The 24,048-nt window shown below is 41.0% G+C and carries 15 protein-coding genes; 6 read left to right on the forward strand and 9 right to left on the reverse strand.

Annotated features, from left to right (window positions below; all coding sequences use genetic code 11):
* Positions 1–17: 17 nt before the first annotated feature.
* The 7 genes from AACU25_RS22000 to AACU25_RS22030 form a co-directional block, all read right to left on the reverse strand.
* Positions 18–5,432, reverse strand: a complete 5,415-nt coding sequence (locus tag AACU25_RS22000) for a trifunctional serine/threonine-protein kinase/ATP-binding protein/sensor histidine kinase (protein ID WP_096579277.1) — start codon at positions 5,430–5,432, stop codon at positions 18–20.
* A 134-nt stretch (positions 5,433–5,566) separates the two neighbouring features.
* A complete protein-coding gene (locus tag AACU25_RS22005; RefSeq protein WP_096579279.1) occupies positions 5,567–7,417 on the reverse strand; it encodes an ABC transporter ATP-binding protein in 1,851 nt (616 codons plus the stop codon).
* A gap of 100 nt (positions 7,418–7,517) precedes the next feature.
* A complete protein-coding gene (locus AACU25_RS22010) occupies positions 7,518–8,027 on the reverse strand; it encodes a GNAT family N-acetyltransferase (protein WP_096579281.1) in 510 nt (169 codons plus the stop codon).
* A gap of 84 nt (positions 8,028–8,111) precedes the next feature.
* Positions 8,112–9,110 carry an aldo/keto reductase gene (locus AACU25_RS22015; protein ID WP_096579283.1) on the reverse strand — a complete coding sequence of 333 codons (999 nt, stop codon included), beginning with the start codon at positions 9,108–9,110 and terminating at the stop codon, positions 8,112–8,114.
* 129 nt (positions 9,111–9,239) lie between these two features.
* On the reverse strand, positions 9,240–10,778 hold the full coding sequence (locus tag AACU25_RS22020) for an amidohydrolase family protein (RefSeq protein WP_096579285.1): 1,539 nt from the start codon (positions 10,776–10,778) through the stop codon (positions 9,240–9,242).
* 324 nt (positions 10,779–11,102) lie between these two features.
* Positions 11,103–12,467 (reverse strand): LLM class flavin-dependent oxidoreductase, encoded by a 1,365-nt coding sequence (locus tag AACU25_RS22025; protein ID WP_096579287.1) that lies wholly within the window; start codon positions 12,465–12,467, stop codon positions 11,103–11,105.
* A 745-nt stretch (positions 12,468–13,212) separates the two neighbouring features.
* Positions 13,213–13,896: a glutathione S-transferase family protein gene (locus AACU25_RS22030; RefSeq protein WP_096579289.1), complete on the reverse strand. Its 684-nt coding sequence runs from the start codon at positions 13,894–13,896 to the stop codon at positions 13,213–13,215.
* Between the two features lie 1,094 nt (positions 13,897–14,990).
* Here AACU25_RS22030 and AACU25_RS22035 point away from each other — a divergent pair.
* The 4 genes from AACU25_RS22035 (at position 14,991) to AACU25_RS22050 (ending at position 18,777) form a co-directional block, all read left to right on the forward strand.
* Positions 14,991–16,469: an amidohydrolase family protein gene (locus AACU25_RS22035; RefSeq protein ID WP_096579291.1), complete on the forward strand. Its 1,479-nt coding sequence runs from the start codon at positions 14,991–14,993 to the stop codon at positions 16,467–16,469.
* A 319-nt stretch (positions 16,470–16,788) separates the two neighbouring features.
* A complete protein-coding gene (locus AACU25_RS22040; RefSeq protein ID WP_096579293.1) occupies positions 16,789–17,877 on the forward strand; it encodes an aliphatic sulfonate ABC transporter substrate-binding protein in 1,089 nt (362 codons plus the stop codon).
* 160 nt (positions 17,878–18,037) lie between these two features.
* A complete protein-coding gene (locus AACU25_RS22045; RefSeq protein ID WP_190446033.1) occupies positions 18,038–18,187 on the forward strand; it encodes a hypothetical protein in 150 nt (49 codons plus the stop codon).
* Entirely contained in the window at positions 18,178–18,777 is a 600-nt protein-coding gene (locus tag AACU25_RS22050; protein ID WP_096579295.1) for a thioredoxin family protein, read from the forward strand. Before AACU25_RS22045 ends, AACU25_RS22050 begins: the two co-directional genes overlap by 10 nt.
* Before the next feature lie 143 nt (positions 18,778–18,920).
* Here the strand turns inward: AACU25_RS22050 and AACU25_RS22055 are convergent, their stop codons facing one another.
* On the reverse strand, positions 18,921–20,108 hold the full coding sequence (locus tag AACU25_RS22055; RefSeq protein WP_096579297.1) for a pyridoxal phosphate-dependent aminotransferase: 1,188 nt from the start codon (positions 20,106–20,108) through the stop codon (positions 18,921–18,923).
* Between the two features lie 379 nt (positions 20,109–20,487).
* Here AACU25_RS22055 and AACU25_RS22060 point away from each other — a divergent pair, with 379 nt between their 5' ends.
* Both AACU25_RS22060 and AACU25_RS22065 read left to right on the forward strand, forming a co-directional pair.
* Positions 20,488–21,162: a cadmium resistance transporter gene (locus AACU25_RS22060; protein WP_096579299.1), complete on the forward strand. Its 675-nt coding sequence runs from the start codon at positions 20,488–20,490 to the stop codon at positions 21,160–21,162.
* 157 nt (positions 21,163–21,319) lie between these two features.
* A complete protein-coding gene (locus AACU25_RS22065) occupies positions 21,320–21,928 on the forward strand; it encodes a pentapeptide repeat-containing protein (protein ID WP_096579301.1) in 609 nt (202 codons plus the stop codon).
* Between the two features lie 646 nt (positions 21,929–22,574).
* Here AACU25_RS22065 and AACU25_RS22070 read toward each other — a convergent pair.
* Positions 22,575–23,879, reverse strand: a complete 1,305-nt coding sequence (locus tag AACU25_RS22070) for an NF041680 family putative transposase (protein ID WP_096579305.1) — start codon at positions 23,877–23,879, stop codon at positions 22,575–22,577.
* Positions 23,880–24,048: the final 169 nt, after the last annotated feature.

The raw sequence follows: 24,048 nt of genomic DNA on the forward strand, positions 1-24,048 counted from the left end.
TAAAATAGAGCTACAATTTACACAGGAATTTCAATCGTGAATTCAGTACCTTCTCCTGGTGCGGAAATACAGCTTAACTTACCCCGATGTTTTTCTACCACAATCGAATAGCTAGTTGAAAGTCCCAAGCCAGTACCACTACCTACGGGTTTTGTCGTAAAAAACGGATTAAATATCTGATTTTGCACCGACTGACTCATCCCTATACCGTTATCTGCAATGCGAATAATGATAGTTTTAGCTTCAGTTAATTCTGTCTGAATTTTAATAGTTAGTTGGACATTTTTCTCTGATGTTTCTAAAGCATCAATAGCATTGTTAATGATATTCATAAACACCTGATTGAGAGTCGATGCATAACAATTAACTAAAGGTAATAATCCATATTGTTTGATGACTATAATTTCTTGCCGTTTACTATTACTTTGAAATCGATGCTGTAAAATTAATAATGTACTTTCCAGACCAGAGTGAATGTCTACTTCTTTAATTTCTGATTCATCCAAGCGGGAAAAATTTCGCAGTGACAGCACTATTTGCCGGATACGTTCTGCTCCCACTTTCATGGAAGATAGGACATTTGGTAAATCATCTAATATAAAATTTAGGTCAATATCGGCAATTTTTTGGTCAATTTCGGGACAAGATTGAGGATAAAATGTCTGATATAAATCATTTAATTCAATTAAATAATTAACATATTCATTTGCTGCTGTTAAGTTGCCATATATAAAATTAATCGGATTATTAATTTCATGGGCAACTCCTGCAACTAATTGTCCTAAACTGGACATTTTCTCAGCTTGAATTAGTTGAGATTGAGTTGAATAAAGTTGATTAAGTGTTGATTCTAACTGAGTGGCTTTTGCTGTTAATTCCTGCGTACGTTCTGCTACTTTTTGTTCTAAATTGTGGGAATAATTCTCTAATTGATGATAAAGGTTGGCATTTTCTAGAGAAATTGCCGCTTGAGTGCAGAGTAAATTGAGTATTTCAATGCGCTCGCTGGTAAATGCTCCCAATGTCACATTATTTTCTAAGTACAAAATGCCAATCAATTTACCTTGGTTGAGAACTGGCGCGCAGAAAATACTCTTGGGTGTATGGTGCAAAATATAAGAATCGGCAAGCAAATTTGGCTCAAATAAGGCATTTTCCACAACAGCCGCAACCAGAGTATTTTTAACTCGATTAATTAAGCTAACAGATACTATGTCTTCACAAGGTAGAGATTGTAAAATTATGGCAGGTTGTTGCAGTTGGGATAATGCCTCAATTACCCAACCAGTATCTTTTGGTATGAGTAACGCACATTTATCGGCTCCAGCATTTTCCAATATCACTTGAAGTAAAGTTGAGAGTAATTTCTCTAACTCAATTTCGCGGGAAAGCGATTGAAATGCTTTAATAATAGTTGCTAAATCCAGGACTTGTGAAAGGCTAGGATGACTGAATTGGGAACTTTGGATTGTGTGAGATGAGGTAGAAATGATGGTTTCTGTTGGTTTGAAAGCCGGTTGTTGTTTGTGCAGAATTGATAGTAGTAATTGGGGATAACGGCTTTCTAAATCGATGACTTTGGCTTTTGCACCCCAACGGGAATAACAGTAATAAGCCTCAATCATGTAGGTTTGAGCAATTTTTGTTTTACCCCAATCAAGATAAAATTTGGCAGCTAATTCGTTAGCTAAGGCTTCTTCATTGATAAATTGGTTAGTTTTAGCCAAGGTAATAGCTTGTTCGTAATGTTCCATTGCCCCTAATTTATCCCCCGTAACTCGCAACTTTTCTGCTTCTACTAAATGCCATTTGTGTAAATAATTCATGGGAGCATCTTGCGCCCATCCATGTAGAGTTTGTTGATGGCTTTCCACTTCGGCGAGAATTTCAGCTGCTTTTGCTTGGCTGGAAACAAGTGCTAGGTGCGTGAGAGCAGCATAGAAATGAAACAGGGGAACTAAAAACATTCCTGACACTGCCATTAAATAGAACTTAAATTGGGTGATATATTCGAGGGCAGCGTGATAATTACCAAAAGAGTAGGCAAGTAGCAGTTTGTAGTTGTAGGTAAAAGCGAACGCTGTGAGATCCCTATCCTGTTCATGCTTCGGGAACATCACCGTTTCATCATAGAAAGTGCCAATTAAGCAATCGGGTTGGCTCACTGTTTCTCTAAATTGCGCCACTGTTTGCTGTATCATATCCAAATAAATCCGCGCCGAATCTTGTTTAAATTGAGCTAAAGCAGCACTGTAGGCAGATAATTCAGCTGCCAAAGCGTTCAGTTCTGCACCTGTGAACAACCTTCCAAAGGCATACCCTTGTATGCTATAGCCAGCGTAGAGAAAATCCCCGCTTTCCATCCCCGCCCGATAGCTTTCTTTCTGGATGATTAGCGTTGTTAACAGTGCTTGTCGGCGATGTTGGATGAAAGCCCCAAACAGGTTGAGAGTTATGCACTTCATACTTTGAGCATTCAACTTCTCTAGTAATGAAAGTGCTAATTTACCAAATTCATAACCGATTTCAACTTCGCCAAAAAAGGCACACATCACCATCCCATGAATTGCATAGCCAGGGATTGAGGCGGGAGTATTGCCAAACTCCAGGGATAAGCGTACCATTGTTGCGCCGAGAATAGGCATTAAATTAGGTATTCCCAGTAACACTGGTGGAAATAACATACTTAATATCTGGATTGCAGCTTGAGCTTGAGGTTCGCTCATTAGGGGTAAGTCAATCAGTGCAGCAATTTCTCGGTTTTGGAGTTGCTGGTTGACTGCGGCTAAGGCTTTACCAATCTGCGTTTCGTCTACTTGGCTGGGGAATTCGACTCCTAGTTGGGCTAAAGCTTCTCTACCGACTGCGATCGCTGCTAATATTTGGCTACTAGCTGTGAGTGCGGCGATTTGAATTTCGTAGATTTTAACTTTGTCAACAATGCTTTGTGCTTGCTGCAATACGAATGTAGCAAGTTGTTCCATAGCATCCAAATCACCATTTAAATAACTGGCTTCTGTTGCAGCTATATACAAATTCAAAGCTAATTTATATTGACTTTGCCAACAATTAATCTCTAATAACTCAATTCCTGTCTGAAAATACTCTTTAGCGGCGGTGTATGCAGTGGAATTTCGAGCTTTATTTCCAGCTTTTAAGTTGAGTATTGCTAAGGCTTCGCGTTCTTGTGGTTGATTAATTAATGCTTGTCCTTGATTCAAATGTCCCACAATATCAAACAGCTTTTCTTCTCGTTCTATTTCGGAAAATTTTTGCAGCAGCAGTTGTCCAATTTTCAGATGCGTTACTTGCTTTTTATCATCAGGAATCAGGGAATAGGCTGCTTGTTGAACTCGGTCATGTAAAAATCGGTAAACTGGATTAGCTGCTGCATAAGCATCTGATATATTATCAGATTTAACAAATAATTTATAGATTTTTGTATGAGGAATAATCAGCCCTTCTTGCAATGATTTCCATAAATCAGCCGCAGTTGCTTCTAGCGATTGTTCGGAAATAATCGCCAATGTTTGCAAATCAAACTGTGCCCCAATACAAGCTGCTAGCTTGAGAATATTTTGAGTTGTCTGTGGTAATTTCTGCAATTGTAGTGACATAAATTCTACCACATCATCAGTAATTGCTAAGGCTTTAATTTGAGCAATATCGCACTGCCAATTGCAGGATGTGAAGTCAAAGGTAATTAGTTGCTCATTATTTAATGCTTTGAGAAACTGGGTAGAAAAGAAAGGATTACCTGTGGTTTTTTGATAGATTAATGTTGTTAAAGGTTGGGCTAGTAATAATTCGCACTTGATTGTATCTGCAACTAACTGATTGAGATTAATTTCATTTAATGGTTTGAGGATGATTTTATTGACGACTGCTCCAATTTTTTCTAGCTCATTTATCGCCAGGATAAATGAGTGAGTTGGGGATACTTCGTTATCACGATATGCACCCAAAAGCAATAAATATTTTGTATCTTGCATCAACAGTTGTAACAATTTCAGCGATGCGGAATCTGCCCATTGCAAGTCATCTAAAAACATCACTAAAGGATGTTCTTGATTAGTAAACACTTGCACAAACTTTTGTAAGAGCAAATTAAATCTATTTTCCGCAGCATTTCCTGATAGTTCTGTGGCTGGCGGTTGATACCCAATAATATGTTCTAATTCTGGAATGACATCAATTAAAACTTGTCCATTTTCGCCCACAACATTCAGAATTTTGGTTTTCCAAATTTGCAATGTTGCATCGGACTCTGAGAGTAATTGCCCGATTAAATCGCGGAATGCTTGCACAAATGCACTAAAGGGAATGTTTTGTTGAAACTGGTCATATTTACCTTTAATAAAATAACCGCGTTGTCTGACAATTGGTTTATGCACTTCATTGACAACGGCGGTTTTCCCAATTCCCGAAAACCCAGCTACCAGCATCATTTCTGTTGCGCCAAGGCTGACTCTATCAAATGCTTCTAGTAGGGTTTTTACTTCGCTTTCTCTACCATAAAGTTTATCGGGGATAATAAAGCGATCGCACAAATCCTTCCTAGCAATTTCAAAGCTTTGAATTTCCCCAGTTTCTCTTAGCTGAATTAGACATTTTTCTAAATCAAACTTTAATCCCAATGCATTCTGATACCTATTTTCAGCATTTTTAGCCATCAGTTTACTGACAATATCAGAGATAATTGCGGGAATTTGTGGATTAATTCTATGTACTAAAGGTGCTGTTTTCGCAAGATGAGAATGTACCAATTCCATCGCATCATGAGATAAAAATGGTAATTCTCCTGTGAGTAATTCATAAAAAGTTACACCCAAAGAATAAAAATCTGTGCGATAATCAATTCCGCGATTCATTCTCCCAGTTTGTTCTGGAGATATATAAGCCAGTGTTCCTTCTAAAACATTGGGGTTAACTAGGGTTTGAGTTTCTCTGGGTAATAAGGATGCAATACTAAAGTCAATTAATTTAACTTGTTGGGAAGAGGGGTTAATTAATATATTGCTGGGTTTAATATCTTTATGAATAATTCGCTCGTGGTAGAGTAAGTCTAGGATGTCGCAGAGTGCGATCGCTATCAATAAAAATTCTTCTAAAAATGTATAACTCTGATTTTTTATAAAATAATCCTTGAGAGAAATTCCCCCAAAATCTTCCACAACTAACATATAGCCATTTTGCAAGGGTTCAAGGCTATATGTTTGAATAATTAGGGGTGAGTTGAGATTTTTGCCAATGGTGTATTGATTGCGAAATAATAACAATTCACTAAAGCTGGGATAAGGATTTTTCAGCAGTTTTATCACTACTGCTACTGAATCCCTTTCTCTGATTGCACGATAAACTATTGTTCTCGAACCATTGTAGAGTTCTTCACTAATGCGATATCCAGGAATACTGACAAGAGTGCTAACCATATTGCGCTCATTTGATATTTTCTCAATCTAGTATTCCCAGATATCTGAAACTTGTCGCAGAGTTTGGTGCAATTACTTATTTACCAATTTGCAATGAGAAAATTAAACTGAAGGTTTGTAATTTTGGTGGCTAACTATCCCATTTGTAGTTCAGATAATGAATTATCGCTGGCTTTTTCCGGTAAAAATCCACCTGCTTGCATTTGCCATAATCTGTAGTAAGCACCACCTTTTGCGAGTAGTTTACTGTGGGTACCATCTTCAACAATACGCCCTCGGTCAAATACTAAAATGCGGTCGAGATGGGCGATGGTAGATAAGCGATGAGCTACGACAATGACGGTTTTGCCATTCATTGCTAAATCTAGGGTATCTTGAATTGCTTTTTCGGTAATGGAATCGAGGCTAGATGTGGCTTCATCTAAAATTAGGATGGGTGCATCTTTGAGGATAACGCGAGCGATCGCAATTCGTTGTCTTTGTCCTCCAGATAGTTTCACGCCCCGTTCACCCACCAGAGAATCATAACCCTCACTCATCTGAACAATAAAATCATGAGCGTAAGCTTTGCGCGCTGCTTGAATTACTTCCTCATCAGTAGCTTCCAGTCGTCCGTAACGAATATTTTCTAGTAAGGTGCGATGAAATAGAGACGGATCTTGGGGAATTAAGCTAATCTGGGCGTGTAATGCATCCTGCGTCATATCGCCAATATCCACCCCATCGATGAGAATTTGTCCAGTTTGGGGATCGAATAGACGCAAAATTAAATTAACAAAAGTGGATTTTCCCGAACCAGAAAAGCCTACTAATCCTACACGCTGTCCTGGTTGGATAGTAACAGAAAGGTCGTGAAATACTTGTTTTTCCGCCGAATAGCTGAAATTAACGCGCCGAAACTCAATTTTTCCGGTAGTGATGGAATGAGCGATCGCATTTTCTCGATCAACTAACTCGTGGGGTTGCACAATAGTTAAAACACCATTGGCGATATTACCAATATGTTCAAATAAATCTAAAAATCTTCTACTTAAATTGCGGGCTTCGCTAATAATTAATAGTGATAAGCTAGTTGCAACTACAAAATCAGCAGTTGCAATTTTTCCTTGACTCCATAAAGAAAGCGAGTAATACAAAGTAGCAATTTTCAAAATCGCAGCTGAGATAAATTGAAACCAGCGAATGCGTTCTGAGTACCAGTTCGCTATTCTCACCTCTATGATTTCGCGTCTAAATCGCTCATTTAAATAGCGTCGTTCAAAACCCAAACGCGCAAACAATCGGCTAGCAGTAAGATTAGTTACTGCATCGACAATAATACCAGCTGTTTCACTTCTAGCGGCGGCGGCTTTGCGGGAATGAATTCGACAGCGAGTAGCTAACCAAAAGGAAATACTGATAAATAAAACTGCCCATATCCCTACCAATGCAGCTAGAGGCGGATAGGCACGATACAGTAAAATGATAGCGACGATATAGACAATGATGACTGACATAAATTCAGAAATCAGCATTTGCATTGTCTGGGTAACGCCGTAAGCAGTTTCGTTAATACGTTGTGCTAAAGCGCCTGCAAAACTACTACTTAAATACCGATGGGAATGTTGCTGTAAATAAGCATAAAGTGAGCGAATAATATGCTGGCGGTGGATGGGATGGAGGATAGTTAATAACAGTCCCGAAGAACGCCCAAATACGACTTCACCTATACTTAAAGCAGTGAACAGCATTAAGGGTTGACTGATAGTTGCAAAAATCTCACTGCTGTTAACCGTTGATTTAGTGACGCTGCGGATAATTTCACCAATGGCATAGGGTAACATAATGCCACAAGTCGCGTGAATGATTTCTAAAATGACAGTTGCTATATACCACCAGCGAAATTGATTGACAAAATAGCAAATAAACTGGAATGAATTCGGCGGTAAATTGGGTGCTTCAGCAGCACGTTGAAAGGTTTTAAGTTGTCTGGACTTTTTTGTCATGAAAATCGATTTTCTCGCTTTAATTCAAACTTTTTGCTGTCAGCACAACTAATAATTTACAAAATAATCTATAATTATAATTTTAGTTAAATCAGTTTTATTAAATAGTAAAATTTAACCTATAAATATATATTTCACGTCCATGAAATATCGTGGCTTTTTCATACTTCATGCCTATTTTTTCTAATACTCTAACTGATGCTGTATTTGCTGGATTAACAATGCCAATAATATCAATAAATTTGAATTGCTCAAATCCATATTGGATTGTTGCTGATGCAGCTTCAGTTGCTAAACCCTTACCCCAAAAATTGGGGTGTAGTCGATATCCAATCTCTCGTTCGGTTACATGATCAATTTGCTCAATGGCGATTCCACAGTAACCAATCAATTGGTTGCTTTCTTTATAAATGACAGCCCATTTGCCAAATCCAAACGCTTTATAAGAAGTTATGAAACTATCTATTTTCTCTTGCGTTTGCACAGATGAGAGAATTCCTGTAAGAGAAAATTTCATTACTTGGGGATTTGCAAGTATTGGCGCAAGTTGATGTAAATCTTGTGGCTGAAATTCTCGCAGAATTAAGCGTTTTGTTTCTATGGAAAACATTCTTGCTACAGTAGCTCAAGGGTGACAAAAAGAAAAAAATAGACGGCTGAACCAACCGTCTGCTGGTATTACTTCAATTTCTAACTAACGCACAGCATCTCCTTTGCGATATTCGGCGGTGATATCGTCTAACTTTTGTTTCAAATTGTCATCGAGTTTGACTTCAATTGCTTTGAGAGTGTCATTCAGTTGTTCTGGACGACTAGCGCCAATAATGGGAGCAGTAATAATCGGATTAGCCAAAACCCAAGCTAATGATAAAGTGGTGAGGGATAATCCCGCTAAATCGGCGACTGTGCGTAATTCTTCAACTGTATTAAACTCGCGATCGCGCCAATAACGATCTTGATAACGTTCTGCGGCTAAACCCAAGGTAAAACGAGTTCCTTCAGTAGGGCCTTGAGCAAGATTATGTTTACCAGTCAGTAAACCTCCCGCTAATGGATTGTAAGGAATTACACCCAATCCTTCCTCTTGCGCTAAGGGTAATAGTTCGCGCTCAATCTCGCGGAACAACAAATTATAGCGAGGCTGAATTGAGACAAAGCGAGTTAAATTTCGCACATCAGCCCGACCTAAAGCGCGGCTGAGTCGGTAAGCTAAGAAATTAGAAACCCCGATATAACGTGCTTTACCTGAACGAACTATGATGTCTAGGGCTTCAAGAGTTTCATCTAAGGGCGTTGACGTATCATCAGAGTGCAATTGATACAAATCAACGTAATCAGTTCCCAGGCGTTTCAGGGAAGCATCAATCGCATCTAAAAGATGTTTGCGCGAAGCACCCTGATCCCAAGGTGCAGGGCCTACCTTGCCTACAGCTTTGGTAGCAAGTATAAAATGTTCGCGTTTACCTTTGAGCCAGCGCCCAATGATTTCTTCAGTGCGTCCGGCTGTAGCAACTCCACCGCCCAATGGATAAACATCGGCTGTATCTAAAAAATTGATACCAGCATCGGCGGCTTTATCGAGAATTACTCTGGAAGTTTCTTCATCAGTCTGCAATCCAAAAGTCATTGTGCCTAAAACAAGGCGCGAAACTGTCAAGCCAGTTTTACCGAGATTTGTGGTAGGTAATGTCATGGGATTGGGGATTGGGGATTGGGGATTAGGGGACTGGGGATTAGCGGGACTAGGGATTAGGGGACTGGGGATTAGGGAACTGGGGAAGAAATTCCCATTACCAATTAGCAATGCCCAATGCCCTATGCCCTATGCCCTAGCAAAGCTTTTATCTAATTGTGGTGATTGGATTTGAGCTACCTGAGATTCAATCGCTGTACCCTTGAAGAAGTTGGAGTTGGCTTCGGTGTAGAACTTGTAGGGATTAGCGAATACATAAGCTTTAAAGTCAGCTTCGGAAATTACGCCTTCTTTCACCAATTCCCAGCTTTCTGCGAGAGGATCTGTCAAATCGGGTACATCCCAGTGACCGACATCTGAAGAATAGATGGCGTTAATCTTCACGTTTAAGGGATTGGCTTTGTCGTTGAATGCTGCGCCGATGGTGCGATCGTCAGATTCGGAACCAAAGAAGAAACTATTCACCCAGCGATCGCGAATATCTTCAATGCTTTCAATTCCAGCTGCGGCAAAATCTTCTAGTTCCTTACCAACTGGTTGACGGCTATGACGCGCAAAGGAAGAACCTAACACAATCTTGGCTAATTCTTCTTTGGTGAAGGAATACCCTTCAGTAATTTCGCCACCGAAGCGTGCAAACAACTCGAACAACTCATCAGCATTTGTCAAGTCTGGGTTGTAGTTTTGTAGCCCCTGAAGATTACGCTTAGAGTAACGATCTACTAAATGAATGTAGACATGAGCGCCCCAATCTGCACCACCTTCGAGCATTCCCACGCGCAATTGTGGGAAGCGTTTGGTAACACCACCAAAGAACAACGCCTTCGCAAAAGCTTGGGAACCATCAGCAAAGTGACCGATATGGTTGTTCATGTAGTTACTGATGGAGGAGCGACCAGTCCAACCTTGGCTGCCGTAGTGGGTAGTAATGGGCACACCCAACTCTACAGCTTTCGCCCAGAATGGATCGTAGTCATATTCACTATCCAGACCGAAGAAGTCTATGTAAGAAGCATATCTAGCAACTTCTGGGTATTTATCGGCGGGATATTTATCTGCGATCGCTTTAATTGGTCGTTTTACACCACCAGGAATATTTGCTACTTTTAAACCTAGTGTATTTACCGCAAATTCTAATTCCTCAATCGCTTCTTGGGGAGTAGTCATGGGGATACCAGCTACCACCGTCAGGCGATCGCTATATTTGCGATATAAATCAGCATGATAGTGGTTAACGGCTCTTTGCAATGCTTGGCGATTCTCTGGGCTAGCTCCAGCAGGTGCGAGGACGTTATTGGGAAACAGTACAGAATAATCTGAACCTTGTTCCGCCTGACGTTCATACAGTAATTCTGGCAGGATGTATGTAGCTAAATCTAGAGTATTTTTGGTCACTCTCGCCCACCAAGGAGAGCGAATTGTGCGATTGTATTGACGTTCTTCTGGAGTTTGTTGATACCAGTCTTTACCATCTGCTTTAGAGTTCAAACGAGAGGATTCAGCCTTGCGTAATTCGTCTACAAGTTTTGCACCGCCATATTTAGCAATGTAATCTTCCAGCGCTGGTGTGAAATCGTTGGTATGAACGTCGGTATCGATTACTGGATAATCTAGGGTAGCTCTGATTGCGGCTGAGGGTGATGTCTTTAATCTGCTATATTCAGTCATTTTTTTCTTCCTCATATTTAGCTAAGATTTTCAGGTTATGTAGAGCATCAGGAAAATCTGAAATCGGAGGCGCTCTACAAAAAACACGCTTGAAACAGTAGAGTTTAAGCATGAGTGAAAAGTCCAAGAGAATTATTTGGAGGTTTATACCAATTCAAAATTAATAGGACTTACGCAAAGTTAACGGAATAATGAACCGCAGAGGACACAGAGAACACAGAGGAATAAGAGTTTGAGAGGTTTCGTGCGAAAGTCCTATAATGGTTTCTTGATGTGAATCTGTATCAGAATTTTTGTGAATTGGGATAACGCACCTAGCAAAATTTATGCTGATACTAATTTTTCATTTGCTTCTTGCACAGCCAAACGATTACCAGGACGACGTAATCCAAGGTTTTCGCGCAAGGTGCTACCCTCGTATTCAGTGCGGAATAGTCCGCGTTTTTGCAGGATGGGGACAACTAAATTTACAAAGTCATCTAATCCTGTAGGTAGAATTGGAGGCATGATATTAAAGCCATCTGCTGCACCATTGTTAAACCATTCTTCTAGTTGATCGGCAATGGTTTCGGGAGTACCAAGTATAGTCCGATGGCCTCTTGCAGTAGCGAGAGAACGGTACAATTGACGCAGCGTTAAACTACCGCGAGTAGCTAAATCTTTAACTAATTTCAGACGGCTCTTATTGGTGTTGGTGTCGCTGGGTAGTTCGGGAGCGATATCATCTAGAGAATATTTCGATAGATCCACACCCTTGTAATAGGTTTTTAAAATACCCCAAGCGACATCGGGATGAATTAATGATTGCAGAAACTCGTATTTCTCTTGTGCTTCTTCTTCTGTACGCCCAATAATTGGGAAAGCACCAGGCATAATTTTTAAATCGTCGGGAGAACGTCCATATTTTGCCAATCTACCCTTGATATCGGCATAAAATTCCTGTGCATCTGCGAGGGTTTGATTAGCGGTGAAAATTACCTCAGCAGTACGCGCAGCTAAATCTCGCCCAGCTTCCGAGGCTCCAGCTTGGACAATTACAGGGTAACCTTGAGGCGGACGACCAACGTTTAAGGGGCCTTTAACGGAGAAATGTTTACCTTTATGGTTGAGTATGTGTAACTTCTCTGGATCGAAATAAATGCCTGATTCTCTGTCACGAATAAAGGCATCATCTTCCCAACTATCCCACAATCCTTTGACGACTTCTACAAACTCTTCCGCCCGTTCATAACGCAGGCTGTGATCTGGGTGATGTTCCAGTCCAAAATTAGCGGCGGCGTTATCATTACCTGTGGTAACGACATTCCAACCGGCGCGTCCTTTACTCAAGTAATCTAGAGAAGCAAACTTACGCGCGAGGGTGTAGGGTTCTTCGTATGTAGTTGAGGCGGTAGCAATGAAACCGATGTTTTGAGTGACTGAAGATAAAGCAGAGAAGAGAGTCACAGGCTCGAAATGGGCAATCTTACCATTACGACACTGATTTTCGCCACCGTTACCCCAAACTCCTGGACTATCTGCAAGAAAGACTGCATCAAATAACCCTCGTTGGGCTGTTTGGGTAATTTCTTTGTAATGCTCGAAATTTAACCCTGCATCTATTTGCGCGTCAGGGTGTCGCCATGCAGAGATATGATGTCCAGTGGCTTGAATAAATGCACCTAACCGAAACTGACGTTTTTTACTCATCTACTTTGTTCTCTTCTTCAATAATGCGGTTCGCTAATAGCGATCGCTTTTCTCACAACATCAGTCATCATTTGACTGCTGCTAAAAAACTTTGGCTGATTTCTAACTGCTCAAAACTCATTGCTTGGGTTGATAACCTGACCGGAAGAGGCAGGGGGAAAGGGAGCAGGGAGCGGGGGGAGCAAGCCCTTTCCCCAACGCGAGTGCGGAGCGAAACATGGGTACAAGCCCCGTCATTATAGGATGCTTATACGGGAAGGAGTGCAAGCGCCTCCTGGTCTTCCCCCTTGCACCCTGCCCCCTGCCCCTTTTCCTCTTCTTGACACATCTTGGTCAAACCCTGATCAATAGCTAGTAAGTGACTTATGAAAAGACGAAAGTTTAAGCTTTCAACTACTGACATACGCCCAAAAAAATAATTGTATCTGGATGGCAGATTTATAAAATCATTTGACTGTAAGGCTTTGAGTTAATCATGTCTGGTATAGGCATTCACCTATAACCGGATAATCAAGATACAGCTTACACAATCCATCCAAAAAAAGATGTGCTGGCAAACACAAGTGTATGATATACGAATTATTAGGTTATCAAATATTAAATATTGCAAAGTATCCGGTTAGGGGCTAAGGGCTAATAAAGTCATAAATTCTGATGATTTCGAGGAAATGGATCGATATAAGCCCAAGGAAATCTGGAGCAGTCCAGATTTGCTCTATGGGCTTAAGGTATTGAATATGGCTGATTATTTTTGAGCTGCACCAACTGTGGTAGGTTCACCAAGCACTTTGCTAAATCTTTCAATGTAGAAGCTAACAGGATTTTCTACGGCTTGAATTGATTGGCGATCGCGCAGTGTGTTCCACCATTGTTGGATACGTGGTGTTTCTGCTGGTAAGCTAAATTTGCGGAAGTGTTCGAGAATTGGTAGGCGTTCAAACCAAGGATAGAAGCTGATATCAACTAAACTTACTTTGTCTCCTAACCAGTAAGGGCCATTACCAGACAGCTTTCCTAATCCTTCTTGCTCAATATATAAGAGGGATTCGATAAACTCTCTGCGTCCTTGTTCTTGTTCGGTGCTATCTTTACCGCGTAGGAATTTGTTAAACGCAGGGACAAAGCGGGTATTAGCATAGTCGATCCAAATCCGGGCGATCGCTTTTGCTCCTGGTTCGCTGGGTAATAAAGCAGGCTCAGGAAAAACTTCTTCTAGATATTCATCGATGATGGCAGACTCATAGATATTGAGATCGCCATGTGCGATCGCAGGGACTTTACCATAGCGCGAAATCTGCGTGTAGCCTTCGGGCTTATTTTGTAAGTCTATTTCAATCGGTGTAAATTCAATTCCTTTTTCTAGCAAAACAACACGGGTTCTTTGGGAGAAAGTCGAGGCTTTGGCGTAGTAAAGCTTGAGGTTACTCATGAACTGCTTTCCTTGTGTTGTAGGTAATTCAGTATTGGGGATGATGAATTGTGAGATGACTTTGGCTGGTATCTATACGAGCTAAACAATAAAGTCCGGTTAATCGCTCGTCTTACCGTATAATATTTATATCATTATTGTCAACACCAGCAAAAACCTTGTCAGGCTAATGAAAATGCTGAGGAAAAGAAAAACTCCATCCATTTGGAGTTTTGGGTATAGGGGATGGGGAAGAAGCTACCAATCATTGGTGTCAACTTAAGCTAAAAGCTATATACGGCGAGTGTTGTACAAATCCCTCGCGCCCTCATCCCCTAACCCCTTCTCCCGCAGGAGAAGGGGAACTAAATCTCTTGCAATACTTGTCGGTTAAGGGGGAAAGGGGAAGGGGAAAAGGGGCAAGAAAAACCTTTAACCCTTACCCTTTCACCTTTTCCCCAAACCAAATTCCGAGTATAAAATCCTTAACCGAGCAGTATTGAAATCTCTTGCTCTCCTCTCCTGGTGGGAGAGGGGCACAGGGTGAGGGCGAAACCTTGCACAAGAGCGGGTTTCACGTTAAGTTGACACCAATGGCTATCAATGCGCCTAGCTGCGGGGCAGCTGTTCCTCTCCACCAACCAGGGATGCAGTTTCCTGCCGCTTTCGATAAATTTAGCTAACCTAAAAATTAGCAATCAAAAAATTTAGAACTACGTATACTTTGTTTACTGAAGACTTGTATTGTCGAGAGGGTTATGCAATACTGCTAATTAATCAACGGTAAATTGGTCAATAAACAGTACTTAACGTTTCTGATGCACATACTGCACAGAAAAACTATCCACACACTTTCAGAATCCAGCAACAAGGCATTGCTGGGGAAAAAATTATTGTGTTGAAAAAGTGTCCCTCCAATTAATCCTCTTACTATCTACAGAGTGTAGACAAATAGGCACTTATAGTCATGGTTTGTCGGTTGGAGGCTTAGTCAAATATTGAGAAATTTCTTGTACGAGGTCATGATTCTGAGCAAACGCCATCTTTACAGTATTGCTTGCAGATGCCAGACTTCAGCCTCACCAATTCAATGATGTAACTGTGGAGAAACTATCGTGACAATTGCTCTTGAACGTCCCACGAAAAAGACTCGGTCAGCACAAATTCGGGAACAACTAGGTTATCCCATCATTGATACTGATGTACATACTCAAGAATTTGAACCGGCTTTTCTGGATTATTTAGAGCAGGTAGGCGGTTCTAAAATTGTTGATAGCTTTAGAGAACATTTACCTGGTGCTGGTCGTTTTCGTTGGTTCCAACAATCTTGGGAAGAACGCCATAAATACCGGACTGCGCGCCCACCCTTCTGGGGTCGTCCTACAAAAGACACCTTAGATTTAGCAACAATTACCCTACCAAAGCTGTTACACGAACGCTTGCAAGAAGCGGGAACGGACTTTGCTGTGTTGTATCCCAACTTGGCAACCCTCGCACCGCAAATTAAGAACGACGAAATGCGGCGGGCGGTTTGTCGGGCGGCGAACCTCTATCATGCAGATATCTTCCGTCCTTATAGCGATCGCATTACCCCTATTGCCACAATTCCTCTCAACACACCAGAAGAAGGGATTGAGGAATTAGAATATGCAATCAAAGAACTGGGGCTGAAAACAATTCAAATTCCTGGTTACGTCACTCGTGTAATTCCTGGCTTTGAGAAATATCCCGAAGAAGTGCAACGAGAAGCAACTTGGATTGATACCTTTGCTTTAGATAGTGCTTACGATTACGATCCCTTCTGGGCGAAGTGCGTTGAGTTAAAAGTTGTCCCCACCACTCATGCTTCTGGTATGGGTTGGACTTCACGGCGTTCTATTTCCAATTACCAATACAACCATATTGGACACTTTGCCTCCGCAGGTGAAGCATTCTGCAAAGCCTTGTTCTTTGGTGGTGTTACCCGTCGTTTCCCCACCCTGAAATTTGCCTTCCTCGAAGGTGGTTCCGCTTGGGGTGCTAGCCTCTACACAGATATTATCTGGCATTGGGAAACCCGCAACCCAGAGATTTTACAAAATAACAATCCCGCCAATATCGACCGAGAAGGATTAGCAGAACTCTTCCGTGTTTACGGTGGGGCAGAATTCCAAGGTCGTGCAGAGCAATTTGGTAGTGGTTTAGGCTTCCACGGACAACATCTATCGCCTCCAAATCCTGGTGAATTAGATGAATTTGCCGCAGCTGGCATTACCAAAGCCGAAGATGTGCGCGATCGCTTCTTGAATCACTTCTACTTCGGTACAGAATCCGACGACACCCGGGCCGCTTACGCCTTCAATCAAAAAGCTAACCCCTTTGGCGACAGAGTTAAAGCCTTCCTCGGTTCCGATTCCGGTCACTGGGATGTACCTGATATTACAGCTGTTACATCTAACGCTTACAGCTTTGTTGAACGTGGCATTTTCAGCGAAGAAGACCTGCGCTACTTCTTGTCTATTCATCCTCTAGAGTTGTACACCAGTCTCAACCGCGACTTCTTCCAAGGTACAGCAATAGAAAAAGAAGCAGAAGAATATCTGAATAGGGCATAGGGCATGGGGCATGGGGCATAACATTGTCAATAGGTGTCAAATTAACACCAAACCTGCTTTGTGCAAAGGTTTTGCCCTCACCCCCAGCCCCTCTCCCACCAGGAAGGAGAGGGGAGCAAGAGATTCAATTCCCCTTCTCTCTGAGGGAGAAGGGGTTAGGGGATGAGGGCGAGGTCTTTTTTACAACACGCGCCGTATATAGCTTTTAGCTTAAGTTAACACCAATGAACATTGCCTCCCTCATCCCCAGTCCCCAACCCCTAATCCCAGCCTCACTTGCTTGCCAACAAACAAGCTGAAAATTTTTTATAGAAAACCTATGGTTGCTACAGTTAAGCCTGCATATATCAATATCTTTCGCCGCTTTACACTGCTTGTAGTGCCTGGATTGTTAACTCTGGCAACTTCATTAACTTTAGTTAGTTGTACGCAACAAAACCAAAAAGCAGATAATCAATCTCCTGCTAGTAATGTAGCGGATGCTAATACTTCAAAAATTAAAACCAAGGTACTCCGCATGGGGTATCAACAAGCTGGCGATTTGGTGAGGGTAACCAAAGTATTAGAAAAGCGGCTAGAACCCTTGGGTGTCAAGGTGGAGTGGGCACAATTTGCCCAGGGGCCACAGCTAATGGAAGCGATGAATGTCGGCAAGATAGACTTAGGTTCTGTAGGTGAAACTCCCCCCATCTTCGCCCAAGCTGCTGGCGCGCAGATTACTTATGTGGTTGGTAGAAGACGCACAGAAAATAGTGGTAAAGGTAGTGCGATCGCAGTCCCACCAGATTCTCCAATTAAGAGTATCAAAGATATTAAAGGGCAAAAAGTCGTCTTCCAAAAAGCTTCTGCATCCCATTATTTTATCCTCCGAGCTTTGGAAGAAGCAGGCTTAAAATATAGTGATATTCAAGTTTTGAGCATACCAAACGTAGAAGCTGCGAGTGCTTTTTTGGAAGGTAAAATTCCCGTTTGGGTGACTGGCGATCCTCATCTAGCGCGTGCTGAAAAATTGGGTAAAGCGCGGGTAATTAAAACTAGCGAAGGACTGGATTCACCTGGTGGATACTATATTGGTGCCAAGCAGTTTGCAATTGATAATCCAGAACTACTGAGAGTTGTGATTGAGGAGATTGATAAAATTGAGCGCTGGGCTGAGGCACATCCCAAGGATACAGCCAAGCTAATTTTACCATTTCAAAAACTACCTCCAGATGTGATGGATTTGGTCATTAGCCGTCGTAGTTTTGGATTAAGAGCTATTTCGCCAGATTTAATTAGCGAACAACAAAGAGTTGCAGATTACTTTCATAAAAATGGCTTGATTCCTAAACCAATCAATATCAAAGAAGCGACGCTCACAGATGAACAGTACGCTGCAATTACTCCACCAACAATTAGTCAGAAATAGTGTGGGGGTTGGGGATTGGTGATTGGGGACTGGGGACTGGGGAAAGGGAAAAGGGAAAAGGGGAAAGGGAAAAGGGGAAAGGGAAATAACAAACAGCAAATGACAAAGCGCAAAGTCTGATCGGAGGTTTCCTCCGATCAGAACTTTGTAAGAATGACGAATGACAAACCCCAATTACCAATTACCCATTACCCATTACCAATTACCAATTACCAATTACCCATTACCAATTACCCATTACCAATTACCCATTGACAAAAGTCAAAATATTTACTTTAAATCTCAAGGAGTTCTATATTTATGGCGCTGACAGCATCAACAATGCTACCTGTAGGTACTTTAGCACCGGATTTTCATTTACCAGATGTGGTTACTGGTGAAACGATTTCACTCTCTACCTTTGCTGATAAAAAAGCGTTGCTGGTGATATTTCTCAGTCGTCATTGCCCTTTTGTGCAGCATATTAAATGGGAATTGGCGAAATTAGGTAAAGATTATCGCGATCGCAATTTGGGAATTGTGGCGATTAGTGCTAACGATGTCACAACTCACCCTGATGATGCGCCAGAATTACTCAAAGCTTTTGCCCAAGAATTGGATTTATCCTATCCTCTGCTGTACGACGAATCACAGCAATCTGCGAAAAATTTCTTTGCTGCTTGCACTCCTGACTTTTTCCTTTTTGATAGCGATCGCAAGTTGGCTTATCGCGGACAGTTGGATGATAGCCGCCCTAAAAACGATAAGCCTGTAACTGGTGCTGATTTACGCAGGGCTATTGAAGATGTGTTGCGCGATCGCATAATTACTTGGGAACAAAAGCCGAGTATTGGTTGCAATATTAAATGGAAGCTAGGTAACGAACCTGCCTATTATAAAGTCCCAGCAATTGCAGTATAAAGTTTATATGTGATATCAATTAATCTCTCTAGGAATTAGGTTTGAAGAGGTGCGCTTTCGCACCTTTTTTATTACTGCATTGTTCTACTTATAGCAATTTAATAAATGGCTGTTCTTGATGGAATTCAAGCGATAACTAATTTTTAATTTTCCACAAGGATGGATTGCAGCTTGAGTAATCGCTCTCCGGCTTTTGCTAAGGTTTCTCGTTGTTTGCTAAAACAAAATCTAATAAAATTTTTACCTAATTCTGAGTGCGAGAAAAAGCTAGAACTAGGAACCACTGCTACACCAATTTCTTTAATTAAATATGTAGCGAATTCCACATCATTTGCATAACCAAACTTGGAAATATCTGCAAATACATAGTAAGCTCCTTGCGGAACAAAATAAGGAATTCCTACCTGATCTAAAATTTGCAGAATTTGATTGCGTTTTTGTTGATATAACTTGGCTAATTCTTGATAGTAGCTAACAGGAAGTTTCATTGCTGCTACACCAGCCCTTTGCAAAGGTGCTGGTGCGCCGACGGTAAGAAAATCATGCACTTTGCGAATTGCACCTGTTAATTCTGGATTGGCTAAAATATAGCCAACTCGCCAACCAGTTACACTATAGGTTTTAGAAAGTCCATTAATAGTAACTGTTCTTTCTGCCATTCCCGGCAGAGTTGCCATTGCAATATGCTGTGTACCGTCATAAAGAATATGTTCGTAAATTTCATCTGTGAATACCAACACATCCCACTGATGAGAAAGTTCTGCAATTAAAGTTAGTTCTTCACGAGTAAATACTTTTCCTGTAGGGTTGTGCGGTGTATTAATAATAATGGCTTTTGTGCGTTCATTAAATGCCTGACGTAGTTCTGCTGCGTCAAATGTCCACTCAGGGGGATGCAAGGATACGTAACGAGGAGTTGCACTAGCTAAAATTGCATCGGGGCCATAGTTTTCATAATAGGGTTCAAAGACGATGACTTCATCACCGGGGTTCAAGGTAGCTAACATCACCGCAGCCATTGCTTCTGTGGAACCGCAAGTAACAGTGATTTGTCGTTCTGGATCGATATTTAAATCTAAATACCATTTAACTTTCTCTGCGATCGCATGACGAAAAGCTTTATCCCCCCAAGTAATCGCATATTGGTTAATGTCTTCCTCAATAGCCTCAATTGCTGCTCGTTTTAACTCTGGTGGACAAGGAAAATCAGGAAATCCTTGCGCCAAATTCACCGCACCATATTGTAATGCAACTCTCGTCATTTCGCGAATGACTGACTCTGTGAACTGGTTTGCCTTATCTGAAATTCTTTGCTTTCCTACCTGAGTCACGTCTATTCCTCTAGATAATTGAGTAAAGTACTTTAAGCCGATGTGTTTACAGGATATTTTACCAAATAACGAGGATGCGTTAATAACGCATCCTCGTTTATGAACAATTCAAAAGTTAATAAATTCTATTTATCGTTTAGAAAAAAAATAGTATTTGCTTCCCTTAGCTAGTAAACCATAAGATTAAATCCATAGATAGCCGAGCTAGCTTACTGTGCTAACAAAACATCTAGATGTGATTGCATAGGCGTAGCCCGTCGTAGACATCGCCGTCAATAAATTCAAGATTTGATTTCAAAATCTGCGGAACTATTTTGACTTCTTCTCTCAGCAGAGCAGAAATAGTTGCACATCATTAAACTATTGCAGGTAAAGATTTATGAATTGGCTGATTGGGACATCACTTATCGGTATATCTGCGGCTATTGCCACTACATTTGATGACAATATATACTTAACAGCTTTTTTTGGCAAAGTTAATCATAACTTCCGTCCTAAGCATATTATTCTGGGTGAATTTGTTGGCTTTACAGTATTAGTTATTGCCAGTCTTCCGGGATTCTTTGGTGGTTTAGTTCTACCAGAAGCTTGGGTAGGATTGCTTGGTATTCTCCCGATTACTATTGGTATTAGTAATCTCATGAGTCGTGAAAATGACGGAGAAACTGTACAAGATGTCTCATTAGACTTTGGTTATGCAGTTAAATCTAGAAGGCAGAAAAAATCATTACTAGCAACTCTACGTGACCCCCAAACATACCGTGTGTCTGCTGTGACGATTGCCAATGGTGGCAACAATATTGGTATCTATGTGCCCTTATTTGCTAGCACTAATCTTCCCAGTTTAGGAGTAATTTTGTTTGTATGTTATTTAACAGTTGGGTTGTGGTGTTTGCTTTCTTATAACTTGACTCGTAATCCTTGGATGGCTCCTATTCTTAACCGCTATGGTCGGAAAATATTTCCTTTTATATTGATTTGGCTAGGTATCTCTATTATGTCAAAGAGTGGAACGTTTCAATTAATACCTAGTCTCGCGACGCTTTTTCACTAAAATTTTGACGCTCATGTAGAGCGTCTTCCTGCAACTTTAAGTAATCTAAAAAATATCAATTATTAAATTAATTAGCAAATTCTTACAAGGTGAGTCTGTAGGTAGTTCAAGTATTAATTTTGATGCAAATAACTCAAATTATCACAAGGAGAAAAAGATGAAGAAACCAAATTCTCAAAATATGGCTTCCTGGATTTTATCAGTTGTCTTTATAGCATTTGTGGCTGTCTTTTCATTATTCGATCAACCTAACGCTTTAGCGCAAACAGAAACACAAGCTATACCTGCTATTCCTACGCAATCAGTACCAGTACCTGTAACATCTCCCACAATTTGGCCAGTAGATTCTGTAGCAGCCAATGTTAGACGTTTATTAACAACTAATGAATGTGTAGGATGCAATTTGATTGGCGCACAATTAGAAAGAGCAAATTTACAAGCAGCTAATTTGGAAGGTGCAAATCTTCAAGATGCAGAACTAGAAAAGGCGAATTTACAAGGAACTAATTTACAAACAGCTAATTTGCAAGGAGTAGATTTAAGTAAAGCAAATATTACAGGAGCTAATCTGCAAGGTGCAAATTTATTTGATGCTGATTTAGAGGGGGCAAACCTCCAAGGAGTAAACTTAAAAGGCGCAAATTTACAAAAGGCTGATTTACAAAAAACCAATCTTCTAACTGCGAATATTCAAGACGCAAACTTGCTAGGTGCTGATTTAGAAGGTGCAGCGATACCTCCAGGAATGATGGTTAAGAATTACTAATTCGTAATTAAATAAGCGCGTGGGATGCGTTATAACGCATCCTACTTGGCATTAAATTTGAATTGGTATTACATGATGGCTCAAATTTGATAATCTAACCTCACTAAAACTTTACCTCTACGTTGATTAGTGGGTACAGCTTGCGATATCTTTTGCAGATAAGGAAGTTTCAGAATGATGTAGCAACTATCGAACCCTGAAAAATGAAAACGATCGCTATAATTACTTATGTAAAATTATGTATCTATATTTAACTTTTCTCAGTGTAATTTGGAAGGCAATGTTAACCTAACATTGATTCAAAACTCAAGGAAGTTTTAGAACATTAAAACAGGGGCATTTCCAGCTAATGTTAACAGAAAAATAAATTTCTGCTGCAAAAAAAATGGGTAGTTTTTAGATGCCATCCCAAAGAGTTCGGCTAATTACGCTTGCTACTTTCTTAACCACCTTTACAATTGGTAATGGATTGGTAAGCTTTTGTGTTGCTCAAGAACAAGTTTTAAAAGAGCAATTAGCAGTAAATGGCCAAGTATTAGCTCAAACCCCAAATCCCTCCAAACTGGAGTTTAGACTAAAGCATGACAAAATGACCCAGCAGCAGTGAGTTGACAAGTTACACATCTCAAAGCAAAAAAACTCAATGTCAAGCGGACTGTGGTTGTTCTTTTTTCGGCTTGGCAGTACTTTTTTTAACTGTAGGATAACGAATTCTACGCAGGCGAACTTTGCCAGCAGGCCAGCCTTGAGACTTTCCACGGGGTTTGGGTGAAACAGACGGTGTACCAATGGCGGCGAAAACTGCTGCCATTGCTTGAGCGACCCGTCCAGGGGACAATCTGGACTGTTTTTTCTGCCAAGGTAAAGGATTGTCATGTACAATCCCATGTGCAAGCCAAAGTTGCCAAGTCATCAGGGGTAAAAGGTCACTCCACCGCTGACACTGTTCTGGGGTACTCAATTGCGGCAGAGTCCAATGCAAGCGCCCTTTGGCAAAACGATACCAGTGGTCAATGGCAAATCGACGGCAGTAAAGCTGCCAGAATGAGGATAAAGCAGGCATAGATAGTCCCACCCACACCAACCATAAAGCCTTGTTTTTTGGCACACCAAATTCATCTAAGCGCTGAATTTGAATCAAATTCATGGAATGATCTTTGGACTGTTGAAAATGAAGATTACACCATAAGCGGATAGATAAACGCCCCATTTTTGGGTCGTTGACTTCAATGATTTGGTCAGGTGTCCACCATGTAGACGAATCGTTGAGTTTAAATTTATCACCGTGGATACGGGGACGACCAGTGCCGCCATAAGGTGGGGGCGCACCATACAGCAGTCGATTGGAGCGCAAACGCATTAATTTGTCTGCGGCAATATCGCTTGTTTGTTTCACGAAACTAGCACACCCGTATTCTGCATCCCACAAGCTAATGGGGCTTGTTGGCAGGTTTGAGCATACTAGTTTTAGTTGTGCGGCAGCTTTTTGAATTGGGTTCTCAAAACTGGTGATGCGTTCATGTAATAGGGGTAATGCCCAACTGCCCTCTGTTTCCGGCACAACTGCAATGGTGCTGTAGCCTTGTCCCAAGGTTACGGGTTTTGCCCCTGACATGGGTTGAACTTGATGCTCATAGGTTCGGTCTTTCAATGTTGGGGCATGTAATCTTGCCCAAGCTGTATGGTCTCCTGCTAAGATGATTTTTTCTGTGGGATTGAGTTGTTTTATATACAACTTCATCAGTTCGGTTCGGGGCGGATTTCCGTCTTGTATTGCCTCGTATACACTCGACCATTGCCTGCGAAACACGGGAGACACTGATAGTTCTGCAAATGAATTAATACTACGTGTTACTAACACTGCATCCATCAAGTCGAATAAGGCATCTTTGGCTTTACCCAGGATAGTGTACACACCTGTGCGAAATTGTTTAAGCTTTTCTAATGTCATGGTCAAGCTGTTAATTTTTTTCCTTTTATCAGCATTGACCAATTTGCGGTTAGTTCAACATCGCTGACCGCTTTTTTTGTTCGCGGATTTTTCTCCTGTTCAGCTATGTCCTTTTTTTGACTATTTTTCTCTCAGTGTTATTTTCCCCGCCAACCCTATTTAGTCTAAA

Origin of the sequence: Tolypothrix tenuis PCC 7101 (assembly GCF_963874875.1) — a bacterium.
Classification (GTDB): domain Bacteria; phylum Cyanobacteriota; class Cyanobacteriia; order Cyanobacteriales; family Nostocaceae; genus Aulosira; species Aulosira tenue.

Bases quoted from the DNA above. Each gene is read 5' to 3' on its own strand.
- AACU25_RS22000 (WP_096579277.1), bottom strand. From the start codon at position 5,432: ATGGTTAGCACTCTTGTCAGTATTCCTGGATATCGCATTAGTGAAGAA.
- AACU25_RS22005 (WP_096579279.1), bottom strand. From the start codon at position 7,417: ATGACAAAAAAGTCCAGACAACTTAAAACCTTTCAACGTGCTGCTGAA.
- AACU25_RS22010 (WP_096579281.1), bottom strand. From the start codon at position 8,027: ATGTTTTCCATAGAAACAAAACGCTTAATTCTGCGAGAATTTCAGCCA.
- AACU25_RS22015 (WP_096579283.1), bottom strand. From the start codon at position 9,110: ATGACATTACCTACCACAAATCTCGGTAAAACTGGCTTGACAGTTTCG.
- AACU25_RS22020 (WP_096579285.1), bottom strand. From the start codon at position 10,778: ATGACTGAATATAGCAGATTAAAGACATCACCCTCAGCCGCAATCAGA.
- AACU25_RS22025 (WP_096579287.1), bottom strand. From the start codon at position 12,467: ATGAGTAAAAAACGTCAGTTTCGGTTAGGTGCATTTATTCAAGCCACT.
- AACU25_RS22030 (WP_096579289.1), bottom strand. From the start codon at position 13,896: ATGAGTAACCTCAAGCTTTACTACGCCAAAGCCTCGACTTTCTCCCAA.
- AACU25_RS22040 (WP_096579293.1), top strand. From the start codon at position 16,789: ATGGTTGCTACAGTTAAGCCTGCATATATCAATATCTTTCGCCGCTTT.
- AACU25_RS22045 (WP_190446033.1), top strand. From the start codon at position 18,038: ATGACAAACCCCAATTACCAATTACCCATTACCCATTACCAATTACCA.
- AACU25_RS22050 (WP_096579295.1), top strand. From the start codon at position 18,178: ATGGCGCTGACAGCATCAACAATGCTACCTGTAGGTACTTTAGCACCG.
- AACU25_RS22060 (WP_096579299.1), top strand. From the start codon at position 20,488: ATGAATTGGCTGATTGGGACATCACTTATCGGTATATCTGCGGCTATT.
- AACU25_RS22065 (WP_096579301.1), top strand. From the start codon at position 21,320: ATGAAGAAACCAAATTCTCAAAATATGGCTTCCTGGATTTTATCAGTT.
- AACU25_RS22070 (WP_096579305.1), bottom strand. From the start codon at position 23,879: ATGACATTAGAAAAGCTTAAACAATTTCGCACAGGTGTGTACACTATC.